This window comes from Propylenella binzhouense, assembly GCF_009866965.1.
GTDB lineage: Bacteria > Pseudomonadota > Alphaproteobacteria > Rhizobiales > Afifellaceae > Propylenella > Propylenella binzhouense.
Map to the genome: position 1 here is coordinate 1 of NZ_SPKJ01000114.1, position 11,189 is coordinate 11,189.

Annotated in this window: 13 protein-coding genes; 8 read left to right on the forward strand and 5 right to left on the reverse strand. The window is 68.0% G+C overall.

The window, feature by feature from the left end; all coding sequences use genetic code 11:
• Positions 1 to 220: 220 nt before the first annotated feature.
• Together E4O86_RS20190 and E4O86_RS20195 are read right to left on the reverse strand one after the other, a co-directional pair.
• Positions 221 to 1,324, reverse strand: a complete 1,104-nt coding sequence (locus E4O86_RS20190) for a TRAP transporter substrate-binding protein (RefSeq protein WP_161142353.1) — start codon at positions 1,322 to 1,324, stop codon at positions 221 to 223.
• Positions 1,325 to 1,494: 170 nt separating this feature from the next.
• Positions 1,495 to 2,598, reverse strand: coding sequence for a TRAP transporter substrate-binding protein (locus E4O86_RS20195; RefSeq protein WP_161142354.1), 1,104 nt, complete (start codon positions 2,596 to 2,598; stop codon positions 1,495 to 1,497).
• 183 nt (positions 2,599 to 2,781) lie between these two features.
• Here E4O86_RS20195 and E4O86_RS20200 point away from each other — a divergent pair, with 183 nt between their 5' ends.
• From E4O86_RS20200 to mobB, 3 genes are read left to right on the forward strand one after another with little or no spacing between them, the layout of a single operon-like run.
• A complete protein-coding gene (locus E4O86_RS20200) occupies positions 2,782 to 3,657 on the forward strand; it encodes a formate dehydrogenase accessory sulfurtransferase FdhD (protein ID WP_161142365.1) in 876 nt (291 codons plus the stop codon).
• A gap of 40 nt (positions 3,658 to 3,697) precedes the next feature.
• A complete protein-coding gene (gene mobA / locus E4O86_RS20205; protein WP_161142355.1) occupies positions 3,698 to 4,357 on the forward strand; it encodes a molybdenum cofactor guanylyltransferase MobA in 660 nt (219 codons plus the stop codon).
• Positions 4,354 to 4,875 (forward strand): molybdopterin-guanine dinucleotide biosynthesis protein B, encoded by a 522-nt coding sequence (gene mobB, locus E4O86_RS20210; protein WP_161142356.1) that lies wholly within the window; start codon positions 4,354 to 4,356, stop codon positions 4,873 to 4,875. The genes mobA and mobB overlap by 4 nt, the downstream gene beginning before the upstream one ends.
• 39 nt (positions 4,876 to 4,914) lie before the next feature.
• Here the strand turns inward: mobB and E4O86_RS20215 are convergent, their stop codons facing one another.
• Entirely contained in the window at positions 4,915 to 5,499 is a 585-nt protein-coding gene (locus tag E4O86_RS20215; RefSeq protein ID WP_161142357.1) for a peroxidase-related enzyme, read from the reverse strand.
• A gap of 118 nt (positions 5,500 to 5,617) precedes the next feature.
• On the opposite strand from E4O86_RS20215, the gene E4O86_RS20220 reads away from it, so the two are divergent.
• From E4O86_RS20220 to E4O86_RS20240, 5 genes are all read left to right on the forward strand, one after another.
• Positions 5,618 to 6,898, forward strand: coding sequence for a molybdopterin molybdotransferase MoeA (locus E4O86_RS20220; RefSeq protein WP_161142358.1), 1,281 nt, complete (start codon positions 5,618 to 5,620; stop codon positions 6,896 to 6,898).
• Between the two features lie 146 nt (positions 6,899 to 7,044).
• Entirely contained in the window at positions 7,045 to 7,824 is a 780-nt protein-coding gene (locus tag E4O86_RS20225; RefSeq protein ID WP_161142359.1) for an ABC transporter substrate-binding protein, read from the forward strand.
• A gap of 53 nt (positions 7,825 to 7,877) precedes the next feature.
• The gene (locus tag E4O86_RS20230) at positions 7,878 to 8,630 is read left to right on the forward strand and encodes an ABC transporter permease (protein ID WP_161142360.1); all 753 of its coding nucleotides are present in this window, start codon (positions 7,878 to 7,880) and stop codon (positions 8,628 to 8,630) included.
• Complete coding sequence (locus E4O86_RS20235) at positions 8,627 to 9,316, forward strand: ABC transporter permease subunit (RefSeq protein WP_161142361.1); 690 nt, start codon at positions 8,627 to 8,629, stop codon at positions 9,314 to 9,316. The genes E4O86_RS20230 and E4O86_RS20235 overlap by 4 nt, the downstream gene beginning before the upstream one ends.
• An 83-nt stretch (positions 9,317 to 9,399) precedes the next feature.
• Positions 9,400 to 10,269, forward strand: coding sequence for an NAD(P)-dependent oxidoreductase (locus tag E4O86_RS20240; RefSeq protein WP_161142362.1), 870 nt, complete (start codon positions 9,400 to 9,402; stop codon positions 10,267 to 10,269).
• A gap of 13 nt (positions 10,270 to 10,282) precedes the next feature.
• On the opposite strand, the gene E4O86_RS20245 is transcribed toward E4O86_RS20240, so the two are convergent.
• Both E4O86_RS20245 and E4O86_RS20250 read right to left on the reverse strand, forming a co-directional pair.
• Positions 10,283 to 10,771 carry a DUF302 domain-containing protein gene (locus E4O86_RS20245; protein WP_161142363.1) on the reverse strand — a complete coding sequence of 163 codons (489 nt, stop codon included), beginning with the start codon at positions 10,769 to 10,771 and terminating at the stop codon, positions 10,283 to 10,285.
• Between the two features lie 118 nt (positions 10,772 to 10,889).
• The gene (locus E4O86_RS20250) at positions 10,890 to 11,030 is read right to left on the reverse strand and encodes a hypothetical protein (RefSeq protein ID WP_161142364.1); all 141 of its coding nucleotides are present in this window, start codon (positions 11,028 to 11,030) and stop codon (positions 10,890 to 10,892) included.
• Positions 11,031 to 11,189 lie beyond the last annotated feature (159 nt).

An 11,189-nucleotide genomic window follows, 5' to 3' on the forward strand; every position in this document is an offset into this window, starting at 1 on the left:
CGGGCCGCAACCGGGCGCGCAGCCCGCAGCGCCCCCGCCCGGGCAAGGCCTCCCCGGTCAGCTGAATTTCGGCGCGCCGTCCGCGCCCGCCCCCGCGCCGGCCCCGCAGGCGCCGGCGCAGCCCCAAAGCCCGATCGACCTCAGCAAGCCGCCGAGCTTCAACTGACCGCAGGAACGGTCCCGGAGCCGCCGCAAGGCTGCGGCACCGGAAGCCGGCCGTTCAGATCTTGGCGTTGCGCTGCTGGATCATCATGAAGGTGTCGTACGTATATTCCGACACCTGCAGCCACAGATAGCCGTCCCTGCGATAGGCCGCCATCGACTCGTAGATCTTCTTGAACATGGCGTTCGACGCCATGATCTCGTTGTAGGTCTCCTGCGCGGCGTTGAAGCAGGCCTCCATGATGTCCTGGTTGAAGGCGCGGAGCTGGGCGCCGCTCGACGCAAGCCGCCGTACGGCGCCGGGATTGAGCGCGTCGTATTTCGCCATCATGTCGACATTCGCGTAGCCGGCCGCCGCCGTGCAGACGGCCTGGTAGGTCTTCGGCAGCTCCTCCCACTTGCCCTTGTTGAAGAGCACGTGGAGCGCCGGCCCCCCTTCCCACCATCCCGGATAGTAATAGTACTTGGCGACCTTCACGAAGCCGAGCTTCTCGTCGTCGTAGGGGCCGACCCACTCCGCCGCATCGATCGTCCCCTTTTCGAGCGCCGGATAGATGTCGCCGCCCGCAATCTGCTGCGGCACGACGCCGACCTTCCCGATGATCTTTCCAGCCATGCCGCCGATGCGCATCTTCACGCCCTGAAGATCGGCGACGGAGTTGATCTCCTTGCGGAACCAGCCGCCCATCTGCGCGCCCGTGTTGCCGGCCGGCAGGCCGTAGAGATTCTGCGTGGCGTAGAACTCGTTGAGGAGATCGGTCCCGCCCTGATGGTAGAGCCAGGCGTTCATCAGCCGGTTGTTGAGGCCGAACGGGATTGCGGTGGCCAGGGCGTAGGTCGGGTCCTTGCCCCAGTAATAGTAGCTCGCGGTGTGGCAGAGCTCGACCGTACCGTTCGAGGCCGCGTCCGCCGCCTGCAGGCCCGGCACGATCTCGCCGGCCGCGAAGACCTGGATCCTGAAGTTCCCGTCGGTCGCCTCCGACACGTATTTGGCGAAGACCTCCGCCGCGCCGTAGATCGTGTCGAGCGACTTCGGGAAGGACGAGGTGAGCCGCCAGCTCAGCTTCGGCGCGCTCTGCGCGATGGCCGGCTTCGCCAGCGTCGCCGCCGTGCCGGCGGCAAGCCCCAATCCAACGCCCTTGATGACGTCACGACGCTTCATTTCCGGTTCCTCCCACTCGAGGCGGGCGCTGCCCGCACGGCGCTCTTACGGCGCTCGAGCGTCAGAGTAACACGAAGCCGGCGAAGCCGAGAATGAGGCGAAGGACGGAGGGGCTATAAGAAAAGCCCCGGAGCAGCGCCCCGGGGCCCAGAATCGGACCTTCCTCCGGCTCAGAGCTTGTTGCCGCGCTGCTGAACCATCATGAAGGTGTCATACGAATACTCGGCGACCTGGAACCAGAGATAGGCGTCGCGGCGATAGGCCGTCATGGATTCGTAGATCGTCTTGAAATCCTGGTTCTTCGCCGTGAGCTCGGCATAGAGCTGCTGCGCCGCGTCGAAGTAGGCCTGGCTGATCTCCTGGCTGAACGGCCGCAGCTGCGCGCCGGCAGCGGCAAGGCGGCGGATCGCCTGCGGGTTCACATAGTCGTATTTCGCCAGCATGTCGCAGTTCGCGGCCTGCGCGGCAGCCTTCACGATGCCCTTGTAGGTTTCCGGCAGCTCGTTCCATTTCTGCTGGTTGAACATCAGGTGGAGCATCGCCCCGCCTTCCCAGAACGCCGGATAGTAGTAATATGGCGCGACCTTGTAGAAGCCGAGCTTCTCGTCGTCATAGGGACCGACCCACTCGGTCGCGTCGATCGTGCCCTTCTCGAGCGCGGGATAGATGTCGCCGCCCGCAAGCTGCTGCGGCACGCCGCCGAGCTTGGCGAGCACGTTGCCGGCGAGCCCCGCGATCCGCATCTTCAGACCGTTCAGGTCGGCGACGGTGTTCACCTCCTTGCGGAACCAGCCGCCCATCTGCGCGCCCGTATTGCCGCAGGGCAGCGCGTAGATGTTCGACTTGGCGAGGAAGTTGTTCACGAGGTCGACGCCGCCCCCGTAATACATCCACGCGTTCTGCATGCGCGCGTTGAGGGCGAACGGCACGGCCGTGGCGAGCGCCCAGGTCGGGTCCTTGCCGACATAGTAATAGCCGGCCGTGTGGCAGAGCTCGACGGTTCCGTTCGTCACCGCGTCGGCCGCCTGCAGGCCGGGCACGATCTCGCCGGCCGCGAAGACCTGGATCTGGAAGTTGTTGTCGGTCGCCTGGGCGACGTATTTCGCGAAGATTTCCGCGGTTCCGTAGATCGTGTCGAGCGACTTCGGGAACGACGAGGTCAGCCGCCAGCTGACCTTCGGGTTGCTCTGGGCCAGGGCCGGGCGGGCGAGCGTGCCGGCGGCACCGGCCGCGACACCCACTCCCAGGCCCCTGATGACATCACGACGCCTCATTCCATTTCACTCCCGTATGTGTTGCGACGGGGACCGATTGCGCCCCGGAAGCGGCGTCGCTAGCATGCCGCCGTCCCGCTGTCATTACGCGGGAACAGGCGGTTCGCCGCCTCGAACAGCCGATCGTCCGGCCGGGCGTGGCCGGGTTCCGCGGCCGCAACGGAGACGCCCCTGACCGACTACCTGATCAAGCCGGACCCCGACGACCCGCGCCTCTCGGCCACGGTCACCGGCATCGACCAGACCGGCACGCCGATCGACGTGCGCGTCGTCACGGAGAGGCCGTTGACGCTCTACCTGAACAGTCAGGAGATCGTCACGATGATGACCATCGGCGATCACCCGGACCTTCTGGCGGTGGGATATCTCCGCAACCAGAACATGCTCCGCCCGGACGACCGCATCACCGGAATCGACTATGACGACGAGCTCTCGGTCGTCGTCGTGCGGACCGAGCGCGCGACCGACTACGAGGACAAGCTCAGAAAGAAGGTCCGGACCTCCGGCTGCGCGCAGGGCACGATCTTCGGCGACGTGATGGCGGGCTTCGATTCGATCCGGCTCGCGCAGGACGCGGAGCTCCGCACGAGCTGGCTCTACGCGCTGACGAAGGCGATCAATCTCACCCCGTCGCTCTACCTTGCCGCCGGCGCGATCCACGGTTCGGTGCTCTGCCGCCGGGATCGCCCGCTGGTCTACATGGAGGATGTCGGCCGCCACAACGCGGTCGACAAGATCGCCGGCTGGATGTGGCTGAACGATGTTTCCGCGGACGACAAGATCTTCTATACGACCGGCCGCCTCACCTCCGAGATGGTGATCAAGACCGTGATGATGGGAATTCCGATCCTGATCTCGCGCTCCGGCTTCACGGCCTGGGGCGTCGAGCTGGCGCGGCGCGCCGGGCTCACGCTCGTCGGCCGTGCCCGGGGACGCCGTTTCGCGGCCGTCGCGGGCGCCGAGCGGATCGTGTTCGACGCCGATCTCGAAAGCGTCGAGGAAGAGCCGAGCCGGCTTCGCCGGAAGAGCAGTCCCGGCCGGGAGGAAGCCGCCGAATGAAGCCGTCGCACCCGAAGGACCGCCGCGCCGTGGGGCGCCAATGAGCGGCTACGGACCGGCGTCCGTTCCTGCCGTGATTCTCGCGGGCGGGCTCGCACGGCGGATGGGAGGCGGCGACAAGCCGCTCGTCGCGGTGCGCGGCAAGCCGATGCTGGAGCATGTCATCGAGAGGCTGCGCCCGCAGGTCTCGGCAATCGCGATCAACGCGAACGGCGACCCGGCGCGCTTCGCATCCTACGGGCTCCCTGTGGTCGAGGACACGGTGGAAGGCTTCGCCGGGCCGCTCGCCGGCGTGCTGGCCGGCATGCGCTGGGCGGAGCGGACGCTGCCGGAGGCGCGCTTCATCGTGAGCGTCGCCGGCGACACGCCGTTCTTCCCGGAGGACCTGGTGGCCCGGCTTTCGGAAGGCTGCGGACGCGACGAGAACACGATCGCCCTCGCCGCCTCGCCCGCCGGCACGCATCCGGTGTTCGGGCTGTGGCCGATCAGGCTCGCGGACGAGCTCGAGGCCTTCCTGCGCACCGGCGAGAGCGGCAAGATCCTGGCCTTCACGGACAGGCACGTCCGCATCAACGTGCCGTTCGACACGATGGACGTGGGAGGCGAGGAGATCGACCCCTTCTTCAACGTGAACACGCCCGAGGAGGCCGAGCAGGCCGACGAGATCGCCCGCAACCTCCAGGCGCGCGATCCGGCATGAGCGCTCCCGTGTTCGGCGTGACCGGATGGAAGAATTCCGGGAAGACGACGCTGCTCACGCGCCTGGTGTCCGTGTTCGTGGCGCGCGGTCTCAGGGTCTCGACCATCAAGCACGCGCACCACGCCTTCGACATCGACAGGCCGGCAACGGATTCGTTCCGCCACCGGGAGGCGGGCGCGAGCGAGGTGATGATCGTGTCCGGGACGCGATGGGCGCTGATGCACGAACTGAGGGAGGAGGAGGAGGAACCCGGGTTCGAGACCGTGCTGCCGCGGCTTTCGCCCTGCGACCTCGTCCTCGTCGAGGGCTACAAGCGCGAACGCCATCCGAAGATCGAGGTCCGCCGCTCCGCCTCGGCCAGGCAGTCGTCGCTCGCGCTCGAAGATCCGACGATCCGCGCCATCGCCGCCGACCATCCGACCGACTCGCACGGACTGCCCTGCTTCGCGCTCGACGACGTGGAGGCGATGGCCGATTTCATAGCGAACGAGACCGGCCTCCGCTCCGGCGGCGGATGATGGGCCGTTCGGCTGCCGGCCAGCCGCGCCCGGATCGTCTCACACGGCCTTGCCGACCGTCATGGCGCTTCGGAAGGCGGGGTCCTCGTCGAGGAACGCAGCCTCCGTGCCCGCACCCATCGCGTCGAAGAACCGGCTCACGAAGGATCGGAACGCCGCGCAGAGCGCGATGTCGCAGATCTGCGGGTCGGTGAACCCGACCGCCCGAAGGCGCTCGATGTCCGATTGCGTGACGCTCGCCGCATCCTTCGTGACCTTCTCGGCATAGGCCAGCATCGCCACGTCGCGCTCCGGCAGACCCGCGTTCCGGAAGTCGCGCTGCACCGCGAGAACTGCCTCCTTCGAGCCGAGATCGCCGATCAGCTGCTTGCCGTAGACGTGCGAGCAATAGCTCGAGCCGATGTGCTTCGCGGCAACGAGCGTGACGAGACGCCATTCCCTCAGGCCCAGCGAGAAGCCGGCGCGGATGGCGTTCGAGAAATCCGTGTAGATCGGCAGCAGATCCGGGCGCGCCGTGAAGCACCGCGTCGCATCCATGACGAAGCCCAGCTGCGCCTTCTGCTGCCGATAGATTTCGGCGATCGGGCCGCTCGCCTCGTCGTCGGATATGGTCTCGAGGAACACGCTGCCCTCCGTTCAGAGGCTACCGGTGACGACGATAGCAGGACCTGTCCCTGCCCCGATAGGCGGCGCTTGCAGTGCACCCCTTCCCTTTCGCGCCGCGGGACGCGAGTGTAGGGCCATGTCCGGGCGCCGCCTCCTCGACGACTGCTTTCTGACCGACAGCGAGAGGCTGCGGCACGACGAGGCGCTGGCGATCCTGCGCGCGCGCATCGGGCGCGTGGTCGAACCCGAGGAGATCGCACTCGAGGAGGCCGGCGGGCGCATTCTCGCCGAGACGATCGCGAGCCCGCGCCCCGTGCCGCTCGCCGACAATGCCGCGGTCGACGGCTACGCCTTCGCGCATTCCGATTTCGAGGCGACCGGCGGCTGGTTCAGGGTCGCGGGCCGGGTGGCCGCCGGCCATCCGCAGGCCGTGCCGCATATCGCCGGCACCGCCGCGCGGATCTTCACCGGCGCGGTGATGCCCGACGGTGCCGACACGGTGGCGATGCAGGAGGATTGCGAGCCCCACAGCCAAGACGGCATCGATTTCGTCGCGGTTCCGCCGGGGCTCAGGAAGGGCGCCAACCGGCGCAAGGCCGGCGAGGACCTCGCCGCCGGCGCGACGATCGCCTCGCCGGGAACGCCGCTGCGGCCGCAGGAGATCGCCGCGATCGCCTCGACGGGGCGGGCGCGGATCTCCGCCTATCGCCGGCTCCGCGTCGCCGTGCTCTCGACCGGCGACGAGCTGGTGCGGCCCGGCGCGCCGCTCTCCTCCGGGCAGGTCTACGATTCCAACCACTTCCTGCTGAGATCGCTGCTCGCCACGATCGGAGCGGAGATCACCGATCTGGGGCTGGTGGCGGACCGCTCGAAGGCGGTGCAATCGGTGCTGGCGGAGGCAGCCGCGGCCCACGACGCGATTCTGACCACCGGCGGCGCCTCGCGCGGCGAGGAGGACCACCTCGTCACGAGCCTCGATACGCTGGGCACGCGCCACCTCTGGCAGATCGCGGTCAAACCCGGCCGGCCGATGAGCTTCGGCCAGATCGGCGATTGCGTCGTGCTCGCGCTTCCCGGCAATCCCGTCGCGGCCTTCGTCTGCTTTCTTCTCTATGCGCGCCCGGCGCTCCTCGCGCTCGGCGGAGCCGACTGGCGGGAGCCGCCGCGCTTCCCGCTTCCGGCCGATTTCGACCTGCCGGGCAAGAAGGCGGGGCGGCGCGAGTTCCTGCGCGGCATGCTCGCGACCGGCGGCGACGGGCGCCTTGCGGTCCGCCGCTTCCCGCGCGACGGCTCCGGGCTGATCACGTCGCTGCGCGAGGCCGACGGGCTGATCGAGATCGACGAGGAGACGACCGCCGTGCGGCGCGGCAGCCTGGTCTCGTTCATTCCGTTCTCGGCCTTCGGCATAGGCGGCTGACCGGCCCGTTTCCGCGCTCCCGCGCAGGTGTCAGGCACCTGAAATCCGGTTGCGCCGCACGGAATTTGATCGGACTATGACGGTCAGCGGCCGAAAAACGGCCCGGAACTTGCTGGGATCAAAGCACGGAACAGGCAGGCAGTCACATGCGCATCCTCAAGAGTCTCGCGCTCGCAGCCGCGATGGCCGCCCTTCTCGGCGGAATAGCCGATGCGAAAGAGTGGAAGAAGGTCCGCATCGGCACCGAGGGCGCCTATCCGCCCTTCAACGAGCTCACGCCGGACAAGCAGCTCGTCGGCTTCGACATCGACATCGCCAAGGCGCTCTGCGCCCAGATGAAGGTCGAGTGCGAGTTCGTGACCCAGGACTGGGACGGCATGATCCCGGCGCTCCTCGCCGGCAAGTTCGACGCCATCATCGCCTCGATGTCGATCACGCCGGAACGGGCGGAGAAGGTGGCGTTCACGCACAAATACTACAACACGCCGCCCGCCCTTGCCGTCCCGAAGGATTCCGACATCAAGGGCGCCGCGCCGGAGGACGTGAAGGGCAAGACCATCGGCGCGCAATCCTCGACCACGCATTCGAACTATGTCGAGCGCTTCTACAAGGATGCCGAGCTGAAGATGTACCCGACCGCGGACGAGTATAAGCTCGACCTGCAGAACGGCCGGCTCGACGGCGCGGTCGACGACGTCGTGGTGCTTTCGGAATGGCTGGATACGCCCGAGGGCGCCTGCTGCAAGATCGCCGGCACCATCACGCCGGTCGAGGAGATCCACGGACCGGGCGCCGGCATCGCGATCCGCAAGGAAGACACGGATCTCGTCGAGATGTTCAACAAGGCGATCGACGCGATCCGTGCCGACGGCACCTACGAGCAGATCAACAAGAAGTACTTCGACTTCGACGTCTACGGCAGCTGAAGCGGCCGGGGCGGAGGATGAATGTCCGCCGCCCCTGACCGGTGCCGGGTCCGATGGCCGACCTCATCGCCCTGCTCGCACCCGGCCCGACCGGCTGGGGCGACGAGATCCTGGCCGGCACGTGGCTCACGATCCGCCTCGCCCTCGCGACGCTGCCGTTCGGCCTCGCCGTCGGGCTCCTGATCGCGCTCGCCAAGCGCAGCCAAGTCGCCTGGCAGCGCCTTCTCGGTGAAGCCTTCACGACCGTCTTTCGCGGCCTCCCGGAGCTCCTGACGCTCTTCATCGTCTATTACGGCGGCCAGATGCTGCTGCAGACCGTCGTGCGGCTGTTCTCCGAGCGCTACATCGAGGTGAACGGCTTCGTGGCCGGGATCGTCGCGCTCGGCCTCGTCTTCGCGGCCTATGCGAGCGAGGTCTTCGCCTCGGCCTTCAAGGGCATCCCGAACGGGCAATGGGAAGGGGCAGCCGCGCTCGGGCTCCATCGCGGGCAGACGCTTCGCCTCGTCATCCTCCCGCAACTCGTGCGGCTCGCGCTGCCCGGCCTCGCCAATCTCTGGCTCATCCTCCTGAAGGACACGTCCCTCGTCTCCGTGATCGCGCTCAACGACCTGCTGCGCATGACCTCGGTCGCCGTGGGCAACACCAAGGAGCCGTTCTTCTTCTACTTCGTCGCCTGCATGATCTACCTGATCATGTCGATCGTCTCGTCGTTCGGGATCACGGCGATCGAGCGGTGGGCGGAGCGGGGCGAGCAGAGACGGGCGATGGGTCCCCGGAGGATCGCGATCGGGGCGGCGCCGTCGTGAACCTCGATGTCCTGGCCCGCTACGGCCCGAGCCTGGTACACGGCCTCGGCACGACCTTGACGCTCGTGGCCGTCTCGATCGCCTGCGGCGGACTGCTCGCGATTCCGGTCGCGCTCGCCCGCCTGTCCGAGAACCGCGTCGTCGGAAGCCTCGCCTTCGCCTATGTCTATTTCTTCCGCGGCACGCCGCTGCTTGCCCAGATCTTCCTCGTCTATTACGGCATGGGCGAATTCCGGCCGACCCTGCAGTCGCTCGGCCTGTGGAGCTTCTTCCGCGACGCGGTGAACTGCGCGGCCTTCACCTTCACGCTCAACACCGCCGCCTACCAGGCCGAGATCTATCGCGGCGCGATCCGCTCGGTACCGCGCGGCCAGGCCGAGGCGGCGGAAGCGCTCGGGCTGAGGCGCTGGACCATCTTCCGCTACGTGATCGCGCCGCAGGCCGCGATCATCGCGCTGCGCCCGCTCGGCAACGAGATCATCCTGATGATCAAGGGCTCGGCGGTCGCGAGCATCGTGACGGTGCTCGACCTCATGGGCGAGACCCGTCTCGCCTTCTCGCGCAGCTTCGACATGACGGTCTATCTCTACGCGGCCGTGCTCTACCTCGCCGTCGTGGAGGTGCTTCGCCGCATCTGGAACATGCTCGAGGTGCGGCTGACGCGCCATCTCGCGCTGCGGGCGTGAGCCGCCCTCCCCCGCCGCCCCCTGACATCGGCGTCCGGCGCGGCTAAAGGCTTCGGTGCGGGTTGGACCGGGAGACGGATGCAATGGCGAAGGTGGCATTCATCGGACTTGGCGTGATGGGCTTTCCGATGGCGGGGCACCTCGCCCGCAAAGGCGGCCACGACGTCACCGTCTACAATCGGACCGCGGAGAAGGCCGAACGCTGGGTCGCCGAATTCGGCGGCCGGCGCGCCGCGACGCCGGCCGAGGCCGCCGCCGGCCGCGATTTCGTGTTCTCCTGCGTCGGCAATGACGACGACCTCCGCTCCGTCACCCTCGCGGAAGGCGGCGCATTCGCGGGGATGAGGCCCGGCGCGACCTTCGTCGACCATACGACGGCGAGCGCGACCATCGCGCGCGAGCTCGCCGCGGCTGCCGCGGAACGCGGCTTCGGCTTCCTCGATGCCCCGGTCTCCGGCGGCCAGGCCGGGGCCGAGAACGGCGTTCTCACCGTCATGGCCGGCGGCGAGGGAGAGGTGTTCGAGGCGGCGCGGCCGGTGATCGCCTGCTATGCCCGGATGATCGGCCTGATGGGGCCGGCCGGCGCCGGCCAGCTGACGAAGATGGTCAACCAGATCGCGATCGCGGGCCTGGTCCAGGGCCTCTCCGAGGCGCTCCATTTCGCCGGGCGCTCCGGGCTCGACGTCGAGAAGGTCGTCGGCGTCATCTCCAAGGGCGCCGCGCAGTCCTGGCAGATGGAGAACCGCTGGCAGACGATGGTCGAGGACCGCTTCGACCACGGCTTCGCGGTCGACTGGATGCGCAAGGACCTCGCGATCTGCCTCGACGAGGCGCGGCGGAACGGCGCCACGCTTCCCGTCACGGCGCTGGTCGACCAGTTCTACGCCGAGGTGCAGAAGATGGGCGGACGGCGGTGGGACACGTCGAGCCTCATCAAGCGCCTCGCGCGCTGAGCCGCCGACGCGCCTACTGGTGCGTGGCCTCGCGGGCGATCTCGTCGAGGAGGTCGTTCACCTTCTGGAGCGCCGCCTTGGAATCCGCGCTCGTGCCGCCGTCCAGGTGGCGGAAGCCGACATGCTGACGGCCCTTCCCGTCCGCGAGCTCGTAGACGAACACGACGTAGGGGCAGAAGGCGATGTTGGCCGGATCCGCCTCCATCGCCGCCCGCGAGAGCGTCGCCGAACAGAACTGCAGCAGATCGGCATGGGCATAGACGGTCGTGGTCGCCCCGACATCGGAGGCCGTCCGGTTCAGCATCTCGCCGACATGGCCCTGGTAGTCGATCACGAAGCCGCGGTCGACAATGGCGTCCTCCACGTTCTGGCGGATATCCTCGAAGGCGCCGTCGGTGGTGTAGATCGTCACGCCGGCCGGCTCGGCGGACGCGGGCCCGCCCGCGAGCAGGAAGGCCGAAACGGCCAGCGACGGGACCAGACTGAGCAGCGGCTTCCGCATTGTTTCCTCCCCCGGCGCATACATGCGCCCTTTTCTATACTTGCGCCTGCGCGCCCGCGCGGCAAGCCCGTCCGCGCAGCGGGTTCCACCGGTGTGGATCGCGGCCGGCGGATGGCCATCACCTGGTGCGGATCGTCCGGCGGACGCCGTAGGATGCGTCCGGTGCGTTGAAGCGCCCGGTCGTCGTGGTGTCGAAGAAGATCGGCTCCCGCCTGGCGGCGTGGAAGCGGTGAAGGTGTTCTCCAGCCCGAAGCTTCAACAGGTCCGGCCGGCGTCGGTCCAGATCGGCGGGCGGGAGCGGCCCACTCACGCCCCCTGCTCGCCGTGCCGCCTAGAGCGTTACCCGACCTAATTGAATCGGGATTCCCAAATCAGCGCTGAGATGATTCAAGCTGTCTGCCGGATTGGAGGCCGGCGG

Excerpts from the sequence above, each read along its gene's own strand:
- E4O86_RS20230 (WP_161142360.1), top strand. The coding sequence starts at position 7,878 with ATGGCCGACCTCATCGCCCTGCTCGCACCCGGCCCGACCGGCTGGGGC.
- E4O86_RS20225 (WP_161142359.1), top strand. The coding sequence starts at position 7,045 with ATGCGCATCCTCAAGAGTCTCGCGCTCGCAGCCGCGATGGCCGCCCTT.
- E4O86_RS20195 (WP_161142354.1), bottom strand. The coding sequence starts at position 2,598 with ATGAGGCGTCGTGATGTCATCAGGGGCCTGGGAGTGGGTGTCGCGGCC.
- E4O86_RS20245 (WP_161142363.1), bottom strand. The coding sequence starts at position 10,771 with ATGCGGAAGCCGCTGCTCAGTCTGGTCCCGTCGCTGGCCGTTTCGGCC.
- mobB (WP_161142356.1), top strand. The coding sequence starts at position 4,354 with ATGAGCGCTCCCGTGTTCGGCGTGACCGGATGGAAGAATTCCGGGAAG.
- mobA (WP_161142355.1), top strand. The coding sequence starts at position 3,698 with ATGAGCGGCTACGGACCGGCGTCCGTTCCTGCCGTGATTCTCGCGGGC.
- E4O86_RS20240 (WP_161142362.1), top strand. The coding sequence starts at position 9,400 with ATGGCGAAGGTGGCATTCATCGGACTTGGCGTGATGGGCTTTCCGATG.
- E4O86_RS20190 (WP_161142353.1), bottom strand. The coding sequence starts at position 1,324 with ATGAAGCGTCGTGACGTCATCAAGGGCGTTGGATTGGGGCTTGCCGCC.
- E4O86_RS20220 (WP_161142358.1), top strand. The coding sequence starts at position 5,618 with ATGTCCGGGCGCCGCCTCCTCGACGACTGCTTTCTGACCGACAGCGAG.